Raw genomic sequence first — 18,624 nt, forward strand, 5'->3', positions numbered from 1 at the left:
CTCGAAGTGTTGTCTCCTGCCACGCCCGGAGCGATACAATGCTGTCGAGAGTGCCTTCCTCACCGTCCGCCGGCGACGATTCCTCCGACCAGAAGGTCGAGCCGGACGTCTGGGCCGGGTTTTCCGGCCGCAGGACGGAGGACGTGATCGTCGAACTCGTCCTGCCGGCCTTGTCCTTCACCCCGAAGCCGGCGCCGACGGGCTCAGGCGAAGGCGCGCGTCCGGGGCTCTGGCCGATGCCGCCATCGTCCGCCGATGCCGACCGGGTCGCTGCCGTCTTCGGAGAGGCGAGGGAGCGACTGGGCGCGATGGGCATCTCCCGGGTCACCGAACTGCGCAGTGCCGGTTCGATGGTGGCACGCGTCGACCGCCGGCAACTGGGGCTGCTCGCCGCCCTGCCGTCGGTCCGCCGGATCTACCCCAACACCCCGCTGTGAGGTGATCGCCCACGCCGGCGCCTTCCCCCTTCGCCGCGCGCGCGTCCGATGCAGGGAGGGTCGTCCGGACGATGGGCGGTGACCGGCGCCTTCATCTTGTGATTGCAAGTTGCCGCGTCACGTGTACGATGTGCCGCAGCAACGGGGGATGGTCAGGATGTATCGGCTGGGAGCCGCAGTCGCCGCAGTGCTGTCTTTCCTCCTGTTCGTTGCATGGCCCGCCCAGGCCAAGACCCGCATCACCGAGAAGACCGAGTATTACGAAATCTCCGGCAGGACGGGCATGGAGCTTCTTCTGGACATGAACCGGCGCGGCCCGCGCCAGGGCTTCCTGACGAAGGCCATCGCACAGACGCGCTACGAGACCCGGCCGGACGGCAAGTTCGTGCACGAGAAGGGTGTGTGCAGGATCAAGGGCGGCGGCGTCACCATGAAGATCACCTACGTCTACCCGAAGCCAAGAGGGACGCTCGACAAGGATCTCGGCCGGCGCTGGAAGCTCTTTCAGGCCGACAACGTCCGTCACGAGCAGACCCACGGCCGGATCGCCCGGGAACTCGCCAGCGAGGTCGATGCCTACGTTCGCGGCTTCGCCGTCAAGGATGGCCCTTCCTGCTGGAAGGCGCTGTCGCGCTTCGAGCGCGAGCTCCAGGCGTACTACACGCGAAACAAGAAGAAGCAGGCCGCATTCGACCTGAAGGAACATCGCGACGGGGGGCCGGTCGACAAGAGCATCCGCATCCTGGTCGGCAAGCGCTAGAGCATGTCTCCCGGAAGGGGACACCCGTTTCGGGCGGACGACATCGCCAGGAACAACCACCTGAAGCGTGCGGAGCGACCTTGAAGGGTCGCGACGCGGCTAGGGGCGCTCGGGCATCCCTGCCGACGTCGTCCGGGCGGCATGCGGTCGGCGCGGAGAGGCGAGCCCCGCGACGGCGACGGTGCCGGGCGGCTGCTCCGGCCGCAGCGTGAACTCGACGAGAACCGGCAGGTGGTCGGAGCCGACGCCCTCCAGGCGCCGTGCGTCGACCAGCAGCACCCCGGGCTTGGCCAGCACGTGATCGATCGGCAGTCCGAGCCAGCGCCGCAGCGCGTCGGGGGCCGACCGCACGAGCCAGGTCGGCCCGAGACGCGGCACCGCCGTGAAACCGCCGGCGGCCGCGATCGTCCGCACCGACGCGCTCCAGTCGGCCGCGTTGAGATCGCCGGCGAGGAGCGCAGTGTCGCTGAGCGCGCCGAGAGTGGGCAGGAGCTCGCGGATCTGCCGGGGCTGTGCGAAGGGCCAGGGCCAGAGGAGGTGGAGGCTGGCGATCTCCACGGCGTGGCCGCCGAAATCCACCGTGACGAGGCCGAAGCGCCCGCCGAGGCCGCAGACGCCCATGTCGAGGAAGGGGCGGCGCGAGAGGATCAGCACGCTGCCCACCGACCGCTCGTCGGGGCAGTCGAGCCGGTGCGGGTAGGCCGCCGAGATCGCCTGCAGGCTCTGCCGCCAGGCCGGCGAGGCCTCGTTCAGCGTCACCACGTCCGGCCGCGTGCGCCCGATCAGCGACAGCACGCGCGCGGGATCGGGATGGTCGTAGCGCATGTTGAGCTGCAGCAGCCGGTAGCGCGGGCCGGCGACATCGCTCGCGGCAGCCGGCGTGGCGCCATGAAAGGGCGCGAGACTCGACGTCGTGGCGAAGGCACCGATCGCGAGCAGCAGTCCGGCCGCACCGTGCAGCCATTGCCGCGTCGCCAGGAGAAGCAGGCAGGCCATCGCCAGCAGCACCGCGAGATGCGCGCGGAAATGGGAGAAGGCGTCGAACGCCGGATGCAGCCGGCCGAGCAGGCCGGCGACCAGCGGCAGCGAGATCGCCAGCGCCAGGAGCAGGGCGGCTGTCTTGACGGGGCCGGAGGCGGCGAGGACACGGAAGCGGAGCATCGCGATGCGGTGCTCCGCAATCATGACCGTTTCAAGAAGCCGCTACTGGAACGCCGTCTCCGAGAAGCTGCGCAGCTTGCGCGAATGCAGCCGTTCGACCGGCATGGCGGCCAGCCGCTCCATCGCCTTCATGCCGATGATCAGGTGCTGGGCGACCTGGCGCTTGTAGAAGTCGGTCGCCATGCCGGGCAGCTTCAGTTCCCCGTGCAGCGGCTTGTCGGACACGCACAGCAGCGTGCCGTAGGGCACGCGGAAGCGGAAGCCGTTGGCCGCGATGGTCGCCGACTCCATGTCGAGGGCGATGGCGCGCGACTGCGACAGCCGCTGCACCGGGCCGCGCTGGTCGCGCAGCTCCCAGTTGCGGTTGTCGATCGTGGCGACGGTGCCGGTGCGCATGATGCGCTTCAGGTCGTAGCCGGACAGCCCGGTCACCTCCGCCACCGCCTCCTGCAGCGCCACCTGCACCTCGGCCAGCGCCGGGATCGGCACCCACACCGGAAGGTCGTCGTCGAGAACGTGGTCCTCGCGCACATAGGCGTGCGCCAGCACGTAGTCGCCCAGCGCCTGGGTGTTGCGCAGGCCCGCGCAATGGCCGAGCATCAGCCAGGCATGGGGCCTCAGCACCGCGATGTGGTCGGTGATGGTCTTGGCGTTGGACGGGCCGACGCCGATGTTGACCATCGTGATGCCGCCGTGGTCGGGCCGCGTCAGGTGATAGGCCGGCATCTGCGGCATGCGGGCAATCGCGACCGGGTTCTCCTCCGGCTCGCCGGGCAGGGTGACGATGTTGCCGGGCTCCACGAAGCTCGCATAGCCCTCGCCGCCGCGCGCCATCATGCCCCGCGCCAGCGCCACGAACTCGTCGATGTAGAACTGGTAGTTGGTGAACAGCACGAAGTTCTGGAAATGCGACGGGCTCGTCGCCGTGTAGTGCGAAAGCCGGTGCAGCGAATAGTCGATGCGCTGTGCGGTGAACGGCGCCAGCGGCGACGGCTCTCCGGGTGCCGGTTCGTAAGTGCCGTTGGCGATGTGGTCGTCGGTGCCGTTGAGATCCGGCACGTCGAAGATGTCGCGCAGCGGCCGCTTGATGCGGTCGGCGACGGAGGCCTCCACGTGGGTGCCTTCGAGGAAGGCGAAGTGGACGGGGATCGGCGTCTCCGATTCGCCCACGGTGATCGGCACGCCGTGATTGCGGATGATGTGCCTGAACTGTTCGGTGAGGTAGCTCTCGAACAGGTCGGGCCGGGTGATGGTCGTCGCGTAGTGGCCGGGCGAGGGCATATGGCCGTAGGCCAGGCGGGTGTCGACCGGATCGTAGCTCGCCACCGTGACGCTGACCTCGGGATAGCAGGCCCTGAAGCGCCGGTCCGGTGCGCCCGAACTCGACAGGCCGTTGAAGGCCTCGCGCAGGAAGGTGGTGTTGCGGTCGTAGAGCGTCTTCAGTGCGGCGACGGCCTCTTCGGCGGTCGTGAAGCTCTGGCGGGCATAGGGCTCCGGCCGGTCGATCGTGGCGATGGCTCGTGGGTAGATTCGCTTTTCCATGTCCCATTATAGGGATCGGATCGTGACAGTGCGAGGGGGCAGGCCCACCGCAAGATCGGATTATCGGGCGCGTTGCAGGCCGAACACGATCACCAGCCCCGCTCCGCTGGAGCGCTGGATCTCGCTGCCCACGAACCGGCCGCCATCCTCCTCGCCGCCGGCCAGCGCCAGCATCGGCGCCGACAGGAGCGCCAGCACGAGGGCGATCCGGGCGATCGCCGTGCCGGGCGAGAAGCGGTGAACGGGAAGCTGGGTGGTCATCGGATCGGCTTTCGGAATTGTTCGGGCATCGGTGCGGTTGGCAGGGCGTCAGCGCCGGGGCGGCCGGCAGACCAGCCCCTCTTCGAAGACGCAGGGAATGAACAGGCCGATCTCCCAGGACAGGGCGCTCCGGCTGGTGCCGGCCACCACGACGGCCAGTGCCGCACCGGCGGCGAGGACGCTCAGGCTGGCGATCACGAGGCGTCTGGCATGCATGGCTTGTCCCTCCATGCTGCCGTTTTCGCACGGCCGGACTGAACCGCGGCTGAGGGGGCCGTTCATGAGGCGTTCAAACACGTTAAGATGAGCGCTGGACCACCGAAGCGGCCTTGCCTTCGAGCCCCGGAGGGCCTTTCTTGGCGCCGATGCGAACAACGGAGGGATGCATGGCCACCCAGACCACACCGATCGATCTCTACTACTGGCCGACGCCGAACGGCTGGAAGATCACCATCATGCTCGAGGAACTCGGCGTTCCCTACGAGGTAAAGTTCGTCAACATCGGCAAGGGCGAGCAGTTCGAGCCATCCTTCCTGGCGATCGCGCCCAACAACCGCATGCCGGCCATCGTCGATCCGGAGGGCCCGGGTGGCGAACCCATCTCGGTCTTCGAGTCGGGCGCCATCCTGCAATATCTGGGCCGCAAGTTCGGCCGCTTCTATCCGGCCGACGAGCGCGCCCGCGTGGCGGTGGACGAGTGGCTGTTCTGGCAGATGGGCGGGCTCGGGCCGATGGCCGGGCAGACGCACCACTTCCGCCAGTACGCGCCGGAAAAGGTGCCCTACGCGATCGACCGCTACACCAACGAGGTGAACCGGCTCTACGGCGTCATGAACCGGCGGCTCGCCGACCGCGACTTCCTCGCCGGCGACTATTCGATCGCCGACATGGCCTGCGTGGGCTGGGTGAAGCCCTACAAGAACCAGGGGCAGGAGATCGACGACTTCCCGAACCTCAAGCGCTGGTTCGAGACGGTGATGGCGCGGCCCGCCGTCGAGCGGGGCATGGCCATCGGCCAGGAGCACCGCCGCAACCTCGCCGACGACAAGGAAGCGCAGAAGATCCTGTTCGGCCAGAAGGCCCGCGCCTGACGGCCGGCCCGTCGGGTCCACGAAAAAGCCCGGGCGACGCCGACGCGTCGCCCGGGCTTCTGTTCAGGGCCGGTGCTGGCGGGATCGACCGCTACAGCTTCGACCAGGTCTGCGACTTGCAGAAGATCGCCGCCACGCAGCCCTTCATCGTCAGCGATGCGCCGGACAGCTTTCCGGTGCCGCTGTAGGTCTTGTCCTCGGTCGGATCGGTGATCGAGCCCTTGTAGGCGTTGGCGCCGTTCAGGCTCATCTTGCCGATCTGCTTGCCGGCAAATTTGCCCGTCTTCAGCTTGATGCAGAAGGCCTCTCCACAGGGGGCGATCACGGCCGTCTCGCCGGACGCGGTCTTCCAGTTGCCTTCGATCGGGTCGGCGAATGCCGCTCCGGCCGACACGAGCACCGCCGCTGCGGTCAGTGCGAAAATGCGCTTCATGATGTCCTCTCCTTCATCTGGTCGGCCGCAGGGCCGGCGAAAGCTTACGCGAACGTCAACGTAAACCAATGCGACGAAGCGCGGAAGCGGTGTCCCAGCGGAAGGCCGGGGAAATTTTCGGCGGGCTCTGCCGCCGTCGCGGGGCCGATGCGACCGATGCGGCGGCAGCCGACCGTTTCGCAGGGTTAGCGAAGGGTTTCGACGGGTGCGGCGCATTTGACGCGAATTTTCCGCGAATCCGCGGAACTCCGCGATTCCCATCCTTAACGGTTTCTCGCCTTTACCTCTTGTTTTAGTTTTGTTTTCGTCGAGTTAAGCAAGCCATTTAACGACGGATTCAAGGCTTCCCGGCATCCTGTGAAGCATCGGAAGAACAGCGGAAGACGACAAAAGGCCGCCGCTTCCACGAGACCAACGGGGACTGGAACAATGGCACGCTTCGAAATGCTCGACGCCGGTTTCGGCGACATCGGAAACAACGCCCAGGCCGACATTCTCTTCGAACTCGGCATGATGTACGCCACCGGCCGCGACTGCGAAGTCGACATGGTCGCCGCGCACAAATGGTTCAACATCGCCGCGATCAAGGGCTCCGACCGTGCGGCCCGGCTGCGCGGAGAGGTGGCCGCCTCGATGAGCAAGCTGGAGATCGCCCGGGCGCTCCGCGAGGCCCGCGAGTGGATGACGATGCACTGACGGCGCGTCGCGGTCGGGGCAGGCACGGCGGGCTTCGCGCGCCGCCGCGGATCGATAGAAATTTATCCGCTGCGCACGTCCTGCGTTAAGGATTGGGATACGAACGGTATCGGACAAGTGGGTCAGGGAGTGCGGGAGAAGACGGATCGTCGTGGTTGAAGGACAGCGCGACGGACGGCCGCCACCAAAACCGCGCCGGCTCCGAGGGGAGGCCGGCGCGGTTTCGCTTTCTGCGGGATGTCGCGGTCGAAGTGACAGCCCGGGAGGCTCCGAACTTGCGCCTCGTCAGGCCGCGTCGAGCGGCCGGATGCGCCTCTCGATCTCGAACAGTCGTTTCGTATCGCGATCTGCAAGGGAGCGGATCATATGATGCTCTTTTCCGCTTGGGGTACTCCGTCAGGCGGAATGGCAGAGATTCACCCCTCCCTGAACCGCACCAGCACCGTACCCTCGCTCACCTGCGCCCCCTCGGTGGCGATGGCGTCGATGACGCCGTCGTGCGGGGCGGCGATGGTGTGCTCCATCTTCATGGCTTCGAGCACCAGCAGCGCCTGGCCGCGACGCACCGTGTCGCCGGCCGCGGCGCGCACGACCTTGACCAGCCCCGGCATCGGCGCGCGCAGAGCGTCGCCGCCGGCTGCCGCGTCCTCCGCCGCCTCGAACGGATCGGCGATCGAGAATCCGTGGCCGACGGGACCCTCGAACACCGTCACGTGGCCCGGCCAGCGCGCGGTCCGTGCGGCCGCGACGTGGGCCTCGTCGAGCACCAGCGTCTCGCCATCGTCGAAAGCGACCGCATGGCGGCCGTCGCGGCGCGCGGTGATGCGGGCGGCGAGAGCCTCCTCGCCGCGTTTCAGCGTCACCCGCTTGCCGAGCGGATGGAAATGGGTGTAGCCGGCCAGCGCGTCCCACGGGTCGGTTGCACCGGCGGGGCACTGCGCGCCCGAAGCCGCCAGCGCGGCGAGCGCGGCCACGTGCCGCGAGGGGCCGGGCAGTGCCGTCAGCGCCTCCTGGCTGCGGCCGATCAGCCCCGTGTCGACGTCGCCGGCAGAGAATTCGGGGTCGCCTGCCAGCTTCACCAGGAAGGGGATGTTGACGGTCGAGCCCGCCACTTCGGTCTCTTCGAGCGCCTGCGTCAGTGCCGTCAGAGCGGCGGGACGCGAGGCTGCCTTCACCACCAGCTTGGCGATCATCGGATCGTAGAAGGGCGATATGGCGTCGCCCTGGCGCACGCCGGTCTCGATGCGCATGCCGGCGCCTTCGGGTGCGCGGGCGGGGAAGGCGAGGTGGTGCAGCGTGCCGGTCGCCGGCAGGAAGCCGCGCGCGGCGTCCTCGGCATAGATGCGCGCCTCGAAGGCGTGGCCGTCGAGCCGGATCTCCTCCTGCGAAAGCGGCAGCGGCTCGCCGGCGGCCACCCGCAACTGCCATTCCACGAGGTCGACGCCGGTCACCATCTCCGTCACCGGATGCTCGACCTGCAGCCGCGTGTTCATCTCCATGAACCAGAACCGGTCGGGCCTGAGCCCCTGCGAGGCGTCGACGATGAACTCGATCGTGCCGGCGCCCGAATAGCCGATGGCGCGCGCCGCCTTCACGGCGGCATTGGTCATCGCCGTCCGCATGGCGCCGGTCATGCCGGGGGCAGGGGCCTCCTCGATCACCTTCTGATGCCGGCGCTGTGCGGAGCAGTCGCGCTCGAAGAGATGCACGGCGTTGCCGAAACTGTCGCCGAACACCTGCACCTCGATGTGGCGCGGCTTCTCGACATATTTCTCGATCAGCACCGCGTCGTCGCCGAAAGCGGCCTTCGCCTCGCGCCGCGCGCCGCTCAGCGCATCCGGAAAATCCTCCGGGCGGTCCACCCGGCGCATGCCCTTGCCCCCGCCGCCGGCCCGCGCCTTGATCAGCACGGGATAGCCGATCTCGTTAGCCTTGCCGGCGAGCAGCACCAGCGCCTGGCCCTCGCCGTGATAGCCCGGCACCACCGGCACCCCGGCCTTCTCCATCAGCCGCTTGGCCGCGTCCTTCAGGCCCATGGCGCGGATCGAATCGGCCGAGGGGCCGATGAAGACGAGGCCGGCGGCCGTCACCGCGTCGACGAAGCCGGGGTTCTCCGACAGGAAGCCGTAGCCGGGATGGATCGCCTGCGCCCCGCTCGCCAGCGCCGCCGCGACGATGCGGTCGGCCCTGAGATAGCTCTCGCCCACCGGCGAGGCGCCGATGTGCACCGCCTCGTCGGCCATCGCCACGTGCAGTGACGCCGCGTCGGCATCGGAAAAGACCGCGACCGTCCTCACCCCCATGCGCCGCGCCGTGCGGATGACGCGGCAGGCGATCTCGCCGCGGTTTGCGATCAGGATCTTGGAAAACATGGTTCCTCCGCGGCAGGCATCGTCACCGGACGATAAGCCATGGCAGGGCGGCACTGTCCAGCCCACCCGCAGTCGCCGTCGTCGACGCCCTGGTCGCCGTCGTCGGCGCCCTGGTCGCCGTCGTCGACGCCCTGGTCGCCGTCACGAGGGCGGGACGAAGGGCTGGAAGATCGTCCGGAACGCCGGCAGCGCCTCCATCCGCGCCGCCAGCGCTTCAAGATGCGGATACGCGGAGATGTCCACGATCTCCGGCAGCGATTCGGCCATGTGGCGCAGCGCGCAGGCGACCGCGATGTCGGCATGGCCGGGCGCTTCGCCGAACCAGTAGGTCGACGTGCGGCCGGCGCGGTCGGCCTCCAGCGCGGCCAGCGCGCCCAGCATCTGGGCGCTCCGGCGCTCCACCAGCAGGTCGGAGGCCTCGGCGTGCAGGCGCTTCTCGTAGAACAGGCTCACGCCCGTGTCCGCGAGCCCGGTCGCGAGAGCCGCGACCTTGAGCGCCCGCCGCCGCGCGGGTTCGGCGGTCGGATAGAGGCGCCGGGCCGGTTCCACCAGCGAATCCAGATGATCGATGATCAGATGGCTGTCGACGAGCACGTCGCCGTCGTCGAGCACGAGGGTCGGCACCCTGGTCAGCGGATTGAACGCGGCGAGCCGTGCAGCGTCCCCGAACACCGACCATGGCCGGTGCTCGAACGTCATCCCGTAGAGCGTCATTGCGATGCCGACCCGTCGCACGAAGGATGAATCATACTGGCCGATCAGAATCATTCCGGGCCTCCCTTTCCACGTCGCGCATCCTCGGCGCGCGCCGACGCGGCGGCAATGGCCCGTCGTCGGCCTGCTGTCGTTCCCTGCCAGGCGGGGCGGCGCGGTCGGCGTCGCGAGCCCGGAACGGCCCCCGCCGGAGACGCTCCTGCGGCCGGTGCGGCCTCCCGTCCGGCGGCCGGCTGCGATAGGGTCGCCGTCAGATCAGTCGGGGGATACCGGTCGATGGAGCCTGCAGGCCCGAAAGGACTTGGCGCGCAGTTCGCGGCCATGTGGATGGCGATGCGGACCTCGCCGCTGCGGCGCGCCATCCTTCTGCTCTATCTCGGCATCACCGGCGTCATCGTCGCCACGGCCGGCGGCCAGATCCTCCTGAACCGCTGGAACAAGCCCTTCTACGATTCGCTCGAGCGCCGCGACCTCGACGCATTCCTCGTTCAGTTGCAGGTCTTCGCCGCCATCGCGAGCCTCCTTCTCGTCCTCAACGTGGCGCAGGCGTGGCTGAACCAGATGCTGCACATCAAGCTGCGCGAGGGCCTGGCGCGCGACCTGATCGGCGCGTGGATGAAACCCCGTCGCGCCTTCCGGCTGGGCCATGCGGGCGAGATCGGCGTCAATCCGGATCAGCGCATGCACGAGGATGCACGCCATCTCGCCGACCTCACCGCCGACCTGTCGATCGGGCTGATGCAGGCGACCATCCTGCTGGCGAGCTTCGTGGGCGTGCTCTGGGCGATCTCCACCGACATCACCTTCTCCGTGGCCGGTCATGCAGTCTACATTCCGGGCTACATGGTCTGGGCAGCCATCGTCCATGCCGGGCTGGGGTCCGGCCTGAGCTGGCTCGCCGGCCGCCCGCTCGTGCGTCTGAACGAGGAGCGCTACGCGCGCGAGGCCGAACTTCGCTCTTCGCTCATGCGCATCAACGAGCACGTGGACGCCATTTCGCTGGCCGGCGGCGAGGCAGACGGCAAGGCGCGGCTGGAGCGCGACCTCGAGACGGTGCTGCTCGCGACGCGCCGCATCATGACCGCCGCCGTGCGTCTCACCTGGGTGACGGCGGGCTACGGCTGGATCACCATCGTCGCGCCTCTGGTGATCGCGTCCCCTCTGTACTTCGCGGGAGAGCTCACCTTCGGCGGGCTGATGATGGCGGCGGCCGCCTTCAATCAGGTCAACGGCGCGCTGCGCTGGTTCATCGACAACATCGGCGGCATCACCGACTGGCGCGCGACGCTGGCGCGCATCGCGACCTTCCGCAGCGGTGTCGTCGCCATGGACGCCCTTCACGGCGCCGAAGCCAGCATCCGCATCGAGGAGGGGCCGGGCGACGGGCTCGAGTTCGAGAACCTGTCGGTGAACTCCTCCGCGGGCCACCTGCGCCTGTCGGCCGCGACCGCGAAGGTGGCCGTCGGCGGGAGGCTGCACGTCGTCGGCGAGCCCGGCGGAGGCAAGACCTTGCTGTTCCACGCGATCGCCGGCCTGTGGCCCTGGGGCGGCGGCACGATCCGCCTGCCGAAGGGCCGGACCGTGGCCTTCGTCCCCAGCCATCCGTTCATTCCCTTCGCAACGCTGACCGGCGCGCTCGCCTATCCGGGCATGGCGCATCCGACGGAGGCGGAGGTCGGGCTTGCGCTCGACCGCGTCGGCCTGCAGCGGCTGAAGGGGCGGTACGCCGAAACCGTGCGCTGGGACAGGGAACTGGGGGACGACGACCGCCGCCTGCTCGCGTTCGCGCGCGTGCTGCTGCAGAAGCCCGATTTCATCGTCGTCGATGACGCGCTCGATGCGCTGGAAGAGAGTGCCCGAACCCGCGTCCTCGACGCCCTGCAGTCGGCGTTGCCGGACGCGGCGCTCGTCACCATAGGGACCCTGGCATCGACGGATGCGAGGCTCGGCCCGGTCGTCCGGATCGAGTTCGATCCGCAGCGATAGAGAGCCGGGAACACGGGGAACGTCCGCGACGTCCCCTGACGCGCCCGTCTCGGCCGGCGTCGAACCGGCAATCGCGCCGCGGCCCTCGACGCACGGCTCCCGGGCGCCGGTCCAAAGGCTGTCCCACGATGCGGAGCGGCGCCACCCCGGCGCCGCCTCCGCGACGAGGCGGTGCGTTCGGGCCGGACGGGGCATCCGGGAAGGGAGGAAGCACGCAGTGCCGCGCATTCCCCGGGCTTCGACCGGATCTGCGGGACCGCGAATGCCGTCGGGACGATGTCGGGTCGGGAGAACAGGACTGCCGGTTCGATAGACGCATCTTGCCCGCAGACCAGCACGGAAGTCGAATCCGGGTGCGCTGCAAGACATGGATGAAGAACAAAGGACAATCGAACACTCGGGGAGTCTTCGCAGGAAGCCGACGTTCATCCGGGCCTGCAGAGTAAGCATTCGTTCCTGCTGTGTGGCAACTGGTGTGGCCGAACGGCAACGCCGGCTTGCGAAGAGCAGGAGCGTTTCCCCTGCAGGATCGATTCAAGGTTGAAGACTCAGTTCATCCGAATATACGATTTCTCTCATACTAGGCGATGCGGCTATGGGGAGTGACCATGCATTCGAGGAAGATCACTGCGGCGATTCTGCTTACGCTGGCGAGCAGCACGGCCTACGCGGCAGACCAGGTGGAGTATCTGCCGCCCGCAACCTACAACTGGACAGGGTTCCATGTCGGCGTCGGCGCCGGGCTCGGCGGCGTCTCGCACAATGCCGGCGCGGAGATCTACGACAATGACACGGGCGGGCTGATCCAGGTCGGTCCGATCGACCTGTTCTCGATCGGTGGAATGCTCGACGTCGGCGGCGACGGTGCGCTCGGCACGGTCGAGGGCGGCTTCGACTACCAGATCGGCGAGCGCTTCGTGCTCGGCATCCAGGGCGACTACACCTGGTCGAACTTCGACGCCGGAGCGGGGCTCGGAGCCCTGGTCTGCTTCGAGGATCCCAACGGTCCCGACAATTGCGACACCGGTACGCCGGACGGCGAAATCGCTCTCGACTACTCGCTGACGGCCAAGAGCAGCTGGAGCATCATCGGCCGGGCGGGCTATGTGGCGAACCCCGGTGCCCTGGCATACGTGCTCGGCGGCTTCACCCGCACCAACATGGAAGGCGAGCTCACGCTGTCCACGCCCGAGGGATCCGCGCCGATCGCCGAATACGACTACGAGCGTGACGGGTGGACCTTCGGCGGCGGCATCGAGGCACCGATCACCGGCGCCATGACGCTGAAGATGGAGTACCGCCGCACCGAGTGGGACAACGACACCAACATCCCCTTCTCCGAGACCGGCGGCATCAACACCTGGGACGACGCCATCGTCCAGTCGATGCGCGGCGTCCTGTCCTGGCGCTTCGGCGGCGACAACGCCTCCCAGCAGGCGGCCGTCGATGCCATTCCGGCGGTCAACTGGACGGGCTTCAACGTCGGTCTGTCCGGCGGTATGGCGACCCTTCGCCACAATGCGGGACTGGAGGCCTATGACGACAGCCTCGGCGGCCTGATCCAGGTCGGCCCGGTCGACATCTTCGCGATCGGCGGCGATCTCGATTTCGGCGGCGAAGGCTATCTCGGACGCCTCGAAGCGGGTTACGATTTCCAGCTCGGCCAGCGCTTCGTGCTGGGCGCCTTCGCCGACTACAGCTTCTCCAACGCCGAGTCGCAGGTCGGTCTCTTCGGCGACTACTGCCTCGAAGGATATGACTCCGGCATTGGTGGGGCCGGCACGCCGGATGACTGCGACAACGGCGTCGTCACCGCCTCCGGCGACCTGACCTACACGCTGGAAACCGGCGACAGCTGGTCGATCGGCGGCCGCGCCGGCGTGCTGGTCAACCCGCAGACCCTCTTCTACGGTCTCGGCGCCTTCACCCGCCAGAACATGAAGGCCGACCTGACGCTGAACACCGGCTTCGCGCCGCTGGGCTCGCAGGAACTGGTGTCCTACGACTACGAGCGTGACGGCTGGACCTTCGGCCTCGGCGTCCAGACCATGCTCACCGACAAGCTGTCGACCAAGCTCGAATACCGCAACACCCGGTGGGACGAGAGCGAGATCATCCTCGGCGACGCCAGCGCCGGCGTCCTGCGCACCGAAGATTCGACGGTTCAGACCTTCACGGTCGGCCTGTCCTGGAAGTTCAACTGACGAACGTCCGCCGCGTGCTCCAGCACGCGGGCATCCTCCCGAAAGGCCCGGCCTGCGCCGGGCCTTTCTGCGTGAGCGGTCGTGCTGGTCCGCTCTGATCGGATCGGTCGAGGGGGCTGCCGGGTCGACGGTCTCGGCCGCCCTCCACGCGCGGCGACGTAATACCAGCGGTCTTTTCGATTGACCCTCGGCGCTGCCCCTCATCCGCCTGCCGGCACCTTCTCCCCGCAAGCGGGGAGAAGGGGTCACGGCCGCGACATCGGCACCAGGTAGGCGACCTTTGCGACTGGCGAAGCCGTCGGTGACGGCGTTCTTCTCCCCGTGTTACGGGGAGAAGGTGCCGGCAGGCGGATGAGGGGCGGCGCGAAGGTCGAAGGTAAAGGCCCGTAGTATAAGTCCCCGGCTGCCGACGCGCGGCGCGGATGTTGCCCGTCAGCAACAGCAATATCGAAACAATCGGCGCCGGCTGTTTTCCATTGCGGCCCCTGCTTCATCGGAGATAGCGTCCGAAGTAACGGATTCGACCTGTTCTTGGGAGGACTCGATGCAGGCCGGAAAGTTCTCGGTGGCGATACTTGTCGCCCTTGCCGGAGGTGCCGCCCAGGCCGCGGATCGCGTCGAAGTGGCTCCACCCGCGAGCTACGACTGGACGGGCCTCCACATCGGCATCGGCGCAGGTCTCGGCGGCGTTTCGCACAATGCCGGCGCCGAGATCTACGACTACGACGAGAGCGCGGAATTCGACATCGGGATCGCCGGTATCCGCTCGATCGGCGCCATGCTGGATCTGGGCGGCGGCGGCGCGCTGGGCACCATCGAGGGCGGTTTCGACTATCAGCTCGGCGAACGCTTGGTCATCGGCATCCAGGGCGACTACACCTGGTCGAACTTCGACGCCGGCGGCGGCCTCGGCGCCACCGTCTGCTACGAGGACGATCCCAATCCCGACAGTTGCGACGTCGGCACCATCGACGACGCCTATGCCCTCGACTATTCGCTCACCGTCAAGAACAGCTGGAGCATCACCGGCCGCGCGGGCTACGTCGCCAATCCCGGCGCGCTGACCTATGTGCTCGGCGGCTTCACCCGCACCGGCCTCGAGGGAGAGCTGACGCTCACCTCGGACCTCACCGGAACCATCCCGCTCGCCTCCTACGACTACGAGCGCGACGGCTACACCTTCGGCGGCGGCATCGAGGCGCCGATCACCGGTGCCATGACGCTCAAGATGGAATACCGCCGCACCGAGTGGGAGAACGACGACAGCATCGTCTTCAACGATTTCTCCGGCATCGACACCTGGGACGATGCGGTCGCGCAGTCGATGCGAGGTGTCCTGTCGTGGCGCTTCGGCGGCGACGGCGCGTCCCAGCAGGCAGCCGTCGACGCCATTCCGGTCGTCGACTGGACGGGCTTCAACGTCGGCGTGGCAGGCGGCTTCTCGTCCCTGCGCCACAATGCCGGGCTGGAGGCCTACGACACCGGTCTCGGCGGCCTGCTGCAGATCGACGACGTCGACATCTTCTCGATCGACGGCGATCTCGATTTCGGCGGCGAGGGCTTCGTCGGCCGCCTGGAGGGCGGCTACGACCTCATGCTCGGCCGGCATTTCGTGCTCGGCGCCTTCGGCGACTACACCTTCTCCAATGCCGAGACCCAGGTGGGCGTGTTCGGCGACTACTGTCTCTACGACAATGGCGGTCAGGACGATTGCGCCTTCGGCATCACCTCCGGCACGGCCGACCTGACCTATACGCTGAAGACCGGCGACAGCTGGTCGATCGGCGGACGCGCCGGCGTTCTCGTCAATCCGCAGACCCTTTTCTACGGTCTCGGTGCCTTCACCCGCCAGAACATGAAGGCCGATCTGACGCTGAACACGGGCATCGCCGCGATCGGCTCGCAGGAGTTGCTGGCCTACGACTACGAACGCGACGGCTGGACCTTCGGCCTCGGCGTCCAGACCATGCTGACCGACCGGCTGTCGACCAAGCTCGAATACCGCAACACGCAGTGGGACGACAGCGAGATCATCCTCGGCGATTCCAGTGCAGGGCTGATCCGCAACGAGGATTCGACTGTCCAGCTGTTTACGGCCGGCCTGTCCTGGAAGCTCAACTGATCGGCACGCCGCCGCGCGCTCCATCGCGCGGCAGCTTGTAACGGAGGCCTTGCGCTGCGCCGGGCCTCTCGCGTTCATGACGTCCCGCGCCTCCTTCGGCGCTCGCCCGCGGGCATATGCCGCTCCTTCGGTCGCGATCGTGCGGGCTAAACCCTCGGGGTAAAGACGGTCTGGGAAGACCGGCCCGCCCCCTTGCTTTCGTCATCCCGGAACGGCGTCCGAGCGCAGCGCAGGACGGCCGGGATCCGTGCCTCAACGAACATCGACAGGGGACGATGGAGAAGACGCGCGCCGGTGCGCCGTCGGCACCATCCAGCCTTTCGGCATCGGCCGAGGCATGGATCCCGGGTCTGCGCCTCCGCTCCGCTCCGGCTTCGCCCGGGATGACGAAGGTGAAAGGGGCCGCATGTGTGAAGCGGGGCCGCTGCAAAGGCGAAACAGGCACCACGACAGCGAAGCGCAAGCCAATTCCCGGGGTGGCAAGGTCGAAGAACGCACCACGGCCCAGCCCATGCTCAGGGAAACAGGTCCCCGGTCTTCGGATTGACCTTGCGCTGCGCGGTCTTCGACGGCTTGGCGAGCCCCCGTGCCCTGCGGCCGGCCGGACGCGTGGCCGCGTAGCGGAAGATGGCGAAAGCGCCGCCGATGATCGCCACGATCGCCGCCAGCACGACAAGGTTCACAAAGCCCGCACTCATCGCCCGCTCCTCCGGTCGTCGGTTGGCGCAAGGCTAGCGGCAGAGGGCCGATGGCGCCAGCCCGGCCGGAGCAGCGAGGATGCCGTGCGCCGTCGCCGTGACGGCCCGGCTGTGGCAACGGTGCCGTCCGCCCGGCTCATGCCCCGCGCAGGATCTTCTCCATGGCCTTTCCCTTGGCCAGTTCGTCGATCAGCTTGTCGAGAATGCGGATCTCGCGCATCAGCGGCTCCTCGACCTCCTCCACCCGCACGCCGCACACCAGCCCCTTCACAGCAGCGCGGGCGCCGTTGAGGGCAGGGGCCTCGGCGAAGAAGGTCTCGAAGTCGGTCTTTGCGTTCAGAACGCCCTGCAGGGACTGCCCTTCGTAGCCGGTCAGCCAGGCGATGATCGCGTCGACCTCGGCCTTCGTCCGCCCCTTGCGCTCCGCCTTGGCGACGTAGAGCGGATAGACGCTCGCAAAGCTCATCGAATAGATGCGGTGCTTCTGCATGACCGGCTCTTCCGTCGGGCTCTACATCCGGAACAGGCCGAACTTCGTTTCCTCCACTTCCCGGTTCAGAGCGGCCGAGAGCGACAGCGCCAGCACCTCGCGGGTGCGAGCCGGGTCGATGATGCCGTCGTCCCAGAGCCGTGCCGAGGAATAGAGCGGCTGGCCCTCGGTCTCGAACTGGTCGAGGATCGGTTTCTTGAACGCCGCTTCCTCCTCCGCCGGCCAGGTGCCGCCCTTGCGTTCGATGCCCTCGCGCCGGACGATGGCGAGGACGGTGGCGGCCTGCTCGCCGCCCATCACCGAGATGCGGGCGTTCGGCCACATCCACAGGAAGCGCGGCGAATAGGCCCGGCCGCACATGCCGTAATTGCCGGCGCCGAACGAACCGCCGATGATGACGGTGAGCTTCGGCACCCGCGCGGTCGCCACCGCCGTCACCAGCTTGGCGCCGTCCTTGGCGATGCCGCCGGCCTCGTATTTGCGACCCACCATGAAACCGGTGATGTTCTGCAGGAAGATCAGCGGGATTTTCCGCTGGCAGCACAGTTCGATGAAATGCGCTCCCTTCTGCGCGCTTTCGGAAAACAGCACGCCGTTGTTGGCGATGATGCCGACCGGCATGCCGAAGAGATGCGCGAAGCCCGTCACCAGCGTGGTGCCGTAATTGGCCTTAAACTCGTCGAACTCGGAGCCGTCGACGACGCGTGCGATCACCTCGCGCACGTCATAGGGCTGGCGCGTGTCGGCCGGGATGAGCCCGTGGAGTTCCGCCGGGTCGTACAGCGGCGGCTGCGGCGGGCGAAGCTGCAGCGAGGCCGGCTTCACCCGGTTCAGATTGGCCACGATGCGGCGCGTGATCGCCAGCGCGTGCTCGTCGTTCTGGGCGTAGTGGTCGGCCACGCCCGACAGCCGCGTGTGCACGTCGGCGCCGCCGAGATCCTCGGCCGACACCTCCTCGCCGGTGGCCGCCTTCACCAGCGGCGGCCCGCCGAGGAAGATCGTCGCCTGGTTCTTCACCATGATCGATTCGTCGGCCATCGCCGGCACATAGGCGCCGCCCGCCGTGCACGAGCCCATCACGCAGGCGATCTGCGGAATGCCGGCAGCACTCATGTTGGCCTGGTTGTAGAAGATACGGCCGAAATGCTCGCGGTCGGGAAACACCTGGTCCTGGTTGGGCAGGTTGGCGCCGCCGGAATCGACGAGATAGACGCAGGGCAGCCCGTTCTCGGCCGCGATCTCCTGCGCGCGCAGATGCTTCTTCACCGTCATCGGATAATAGGTGCCGCCCTTCACCGTGGCGTCGTTGACCACGATCATCACCTCGCGGCCCTCGACCCGGCCGATGCCGGCGATCATGCCCGCCGACGCGATGTCGCCGCCATACATGTCCCATGCCGCGAACTGCCCGATCTCCAGAAAGGGCGACCCGGTGTCGATGAGCTGCGCCAGCCGCTCGCGCGGCAACAGCTTGCCCCGCTCCACATGCCGCCGCCGCGCCTCCTCCGGCCCGCCGCGCTCGATCGCCGCGGCCTTGTCGGCGAGATCGGCCACCAGCCCGCGCATACGCTCGGCATTGGCGCGGAAGGCATCGGAGGCGGTGGAGAGGGCGGTGCGGATGACGGGCATGAGGACCTTCGGCGGCAGGACGTCGTGC

The 18,624-nt window shown here is 67.9% G+C and carries 17 protein-coding genes; 7 read left to right on the forward strand and 10 right to left on the reverse strand.

Annotation, left to right across the window (positions count from 1 at the left end; translation table 11 throughout):
- Positions 1 to 38: 38 nt before the first annotated feature.
- Entirely contained in the window at positions 39 to 437 is a 399-nt protein-coding gene (locus tag IAI54_RS27660; protein ID WP_187970234.1) for a hypothetical protein, read from the forward strand.
- A 157-nt stretch (positions 438 to 594) separates the two neighbouring features.
- Entirely contained in the window at positions 595 to 1,197 is a 603-nt protein-coding gene (locus tag IAI54_RS27665) for a DUF922 domain-containing protein (protein ID WP_187970235.1), read from the forward strand.
- 99 nt (positions 1,198 to 1,296) lie between these two features.
- On the opposite strand, the gene IAI54_RS27670 is transcribed toward IAI54_RS27665, so the two are convergent.
- From IAI54_RS27670 to IAI54_RS27685, 4 genes are read right to left on the reverse strand one after another with little or no spacing between them, the layout of a single operon-like run.
- The gene (locus IAI54_RS27670) at positions 1,297 to 2,358 is read right to left on the reverse strand and encodes an endonuclease/exonuclease/phosphatase family protein (RefSeq protein ID WP_187973381.1); all 1,062 of its coding nucleotides are present in this window, start codon (positions 2,356 to 2,358) and stop codon (positions 1,297 to 1,299) included.
- Between the two features lie 42 nt (positions 2,359 to 2,400).
- On the reverse strand, positions 2,401 to 3,900 hold the full coding sequence (locus IAI54_RS27675; RefSeq protein WP_187970236.1) for an AMP nucleosidase: 1,500 nt from the start codon (positions 3,898 to 3,900) through the stop codon (positions 2,401 to 2,403).
- A gap of 60 nt (positions 3,901 to 3,960) precedes the next feature.
- Positions 3,961 to 4,161: a hypothetical protein gene (locus tag IAI54_RS27680; protein WP_187970237.1), complete on the reverse strand. Its 201-nt coding sequence runs from the start codon at positions 4,159 to 4,161 to the stop codon at positions 3,961 to 3,963.
- A 48-nt stretch (positions 4,162 to 4,209) separates the two neighbouring features.
- The gene (locus tag IAI54_RS27685) at positions 4,210 to 4,377 is read right to left on the reverse strand and encodes a hypothetical protein (RefSeq protein ID WP_187970238.1); all 168 of its coding nucleotides are present in this window, start codon (positions 4,375 to 4,377) and stop codon (positions 4,210 to 4,212) included.
- A 170-nt stretch (positions 4,378 to 4,547) separates the two neighbouring features.
- Here IAI54_RS27685 and IAI54_RS27690 point away from each other — a divergent pair, with 170 nt between their 5' ends.
- Positions 4,548 to 5,252 (forward strand): glutathione S-transferase family protein, encoded by a 705-nt coding sequence (locus tag IAI54_RS27690; protein WP_187970239.1) that lies wholly within the window; start codon positions 4,548 to 4,550, stop codon positions 5,250 to 5,252.
- Between the two features lie 91 nt (positions 5,253 to 5,343).
- Here IAI54_RS27690 and IAI54_RS27695 read toward each other — a convergent pair whose 3' ends face one another.
- The gene (locus IAI54_RS27695) at positions 5,344 to 5,685 is read right to left on the reverse strand and encodes a DUF2147 domain-containing protein (RefSeq protein WP_187970240.1); all 342 of its coding nucleotides are present in this window, start codon (positions 5,683 to 5,685) and stop codon (positions 5,344 to 5,346) included.
- A 429-nt stretch (positions 5,686 to 6,114) separates the two neighbouring features.
- Here IAI54_RS27695 and IAI54_RS27700 point away from each other — a divergent pair, with 429 nt between their 5' ends.
- Positions 6,115 to 6,381: a sel1 repeat family protein gene (locus IAI54_RS27700; protein WP_187970241.1), complete on the forward strand. Its 267-nt coding sequence runs from the start codon at positions 6,115 to 6,117 to the stop codon at positions 6,379 to 6,381.
- A gap of 416 nt (positions 6,382 to 6,797) precedes the next feature.
- Here IAI54_RS27700 and IAI54_RS27705 read toward each other — a convergent pair whose 3' ends face one another.
- Positions 6,798 to 8,753: an acetyl/propionyl/methylcrotonyl-CoA carboxylase subunit alpha gene (locus tag IAI54_RS27705; RefSeq protein WP_187970242.1), complete on the reverse strand. Its 1,956-nt coding sequence runs from the start codon at positions 8,751 to 8,753 to the stop codon at positions 6,798 to 6,800.
- A gap of 141 nt (positions 8,754 to 8,894) precedes the next feature.
- On the reverse strand, positions 8,895 to 9,521 hold the full coding sequence (locus IAI54_RS27710; RefSeq protein WP_187970243.1) for a glutathione S-transferase family protein: 627 nt from the start codon (positions 9,519 to 9,521) through the stop codon (positions 8,895 to 8,897).
- A 222-nt stretch (positions 9,522 to 9,743) separates the two neighbouring features.
- Between IAI54_RS27710 and IAI54_RS27715 the strand changes: the two genes are divergently transcribed.
- The 3 genes from IAI54_RS27715 (at position 9,744) to IAI54_RS27725 (ending at position 15,779) form a co-directional block, all read left to right on the forward strand.
- A complete protein-coding gene (locus IAI54_RS27715) occupies positions 9,744 to 11,453 on the forward strand; it encodes an ABC transporter ATP-binding protein/permease (protein ID WP_187970244.1) in 1,710 nt (569 codons plus the stop codon).
- 608 nt (positions 11,454 to 12,061) lie between these two features.
- Positions 12,062 to 13,657: an outer membrane protein gene (locus IAI54_RS27720; RefSeq protein ID WP_187970245.1), complete on the forward strand. Its 1,596-nt coding sequence runs from the start codon at positions 12,062 to 12,064 to the stop codon at positions 13,655 to 13,657.
- Positions 13,658 to 14,201: 544 nt separating this feature from the next.
- Positions 14,202 to 15,779, forward strand: coding sequence for an outer membrane protein (locus IAI54_RS27725; RefSeq protein ID WP_187970246.1), 1,578 nt, complete (start codon positions 14,202 to 14,204; stop codon positions 15,777 to 15,779).
- A 515-nt stretch (positions 15,780 to 16,294) separates the two neighbouring features.
- Here the strand turns inward: IAI54_RS27725 and IAI54_RS27730 are convergent.
- From IAI54_RS27730 to IAI54_RS27740, 3 genes are all read right to left on the reverse strand, one after another.
- A complete protein-coding gene (locus IAI54_RS27730) occupies positions 16,295 to 16,477 on the reverse strand; it encodes a hypothetical protein (RefSeq protein ID WP_187970247.1) in 183 nt (60 codons plus the stop codon).
- Between the two features lie 136 nt (positions 16,478 to 16,613).
- Positions 16,614 to 16,967 carry a DUF2200 domain-containing protein gene (locus IAI54_RS27735; RefSeq protein WP_187970248.1) on the reverse strand — a complete coding sequence of 118 codons (354 nt, stop codon included), beginning with the start codon at positions 16,965 to 16,967 and terminating at the stop codon, positions 16,614 to 16,616.
- Between the two features lie 21 nt (positions 16,968 to 16,988).
- Positions 16,989 to 18,596: a carboxyl transferase domain-containing protein gene (locus IAI54_RS27740; RefSeq protein ID WP_187970249.1), complete on the reverse strand. Its 1,608-nt coding sequence runs from the start codon at positions 18,594 to 18,596 to the stop codon at positions 16,989 to 16,991.
- Positions 18,597 to 18,624: the final 28 nt, after the last annotated feature.

The sequence above is a fragment of the Aquibium microcysteis genome (assembly GCF_014495845.1).
In the GTDB taxonomy this organism is placed as follows: domain Bacteria; phylum Pseudomonadota; class Alphaproteobacteria; order Rhizobiales; family Rhizobiaceae; genus Aquibium; species Aquibium microcysteis.

Bases quoted from the DNA above. Each gene is read 5' to 3' on its own strand.
- IAI54_RS27735 (WP_187970248.1), bottom strand. From the start codon at position 16,967: ATGCAGAAGCACCGCATCTATTCGATGAGCTTTGCGAGCGTCTATCCG.
- IAI54_RS27725 (WP_187970246.1), top strand. From the start codon at position 14,202: ATGCAGGCCGGAAAGTTCTCGGTGGCGATACTTGTCGCCCTTGCCGGA.
- IAI54_RS27740 (WP_187970249.1), bottom strand. From the start codon at position 18,596: ATGCCCGTCATCCGCACCGCCCTCTCCACCGCCTCCGATGCCTTCCGC.
- IAI54_RS27675 (WP_187970236.1), bottom strand. From the start codon at position 3,900: ATGGAAAAGCGAATCTACCCACGAGCCATCGCCACGATCGACCGGCCG.
- IAI54_RS27665 (WP_187970235.1), top strand. From the start codon at position 595: ATGTATCGGCTGGGAGCCGCAGTCGCCGCAGTGCTGTCTTTCCTCCTG.
- IAI54_RS27705 (WP_187970242.1), bottom strand. From the start codon at position 8,753: ATGTTTTCCAAGATCCTGATCGCAAACCGCGGCGAGATCGCCTGCCGC.
- IAI54_RS27685 (WP_187970238.1), bottom strand. From the start codon at position 4,377: ATGCATGCCAGACGCCTCGTGATCGCCAGCCTGAGCGTCCTCGCCGCC.
- IAI54_RS27695 (WP_187970240.1), bottom strand. From the start codon at position 5,685: ATGAAGCGCATTTTCGCACTGACCGCAGCGGCGGTGCTCGTGTCGGCC.
- IAI54_RS27700 (WP_187970241.1), top strand. From the start codon at position 6,115: ATGGCACGCTTCGAAATGCTCGACGCCGGTTTCGGCGACATCGGAAAC.
- IAI54_RS27715 (WP_187970244.1), top strand. From the start codon at position 9,744: ATGGAGCCTGCAGGCCCGAAAGGACTTGGCGCGCAGTTCGCGGCCATG.
- IAI54_RS27710 (WP_187970243.1), bottom strand. From the start codon at position 9,521: ATGATTCTGATCGGCCAGTATGATTCATCCTTCGTGCGACGGGTCGGC.
- IAI54_RS27660 (WP_187970234.1), top strand. From the start codon at position 39: ATGCTGTCGAGAGTGCCTTCCTCACCGTCCGCCGGCGACGATTCCTCC.
- IAI54_RS27680 (WP_187970237.1), bottom strand. From the start codon at position 4,161: ATGACCACCCAGCTTCCCGTTCACCGCTTCTCGCCCGGCACGGCGATC.
- IAI54_RS27670 (WP_187973381.1), bottom strand. From the start codon at position 2,358: ATGCTCCGCTTCCGTGTCCTCGCCGCCTCCGGCCCCGTCAAGACAGCC.
- IAI54_RS27730 (WP_187970247.1), bottom strand. From the start codon at position 16,477: ATGAGTGCGGGCTTTGTGAACCTTGTCGTGCTGGCGGCGATCGTGGCG.
- IAI54_RS27690 (WP_187970239.1), top strand. From the start codon at position 4,548: ATGGCCACCCAGACCACACCGATCGATCTCTACTACTGGCCGACGCCG.
- IAI54_RS27720 (WP_187970245.1), top strand. From the start codon at position 12,062: ATGCATTCGAGGAAGATCACTGCGGCGATTCTGCTTACGCTGGCGAGC.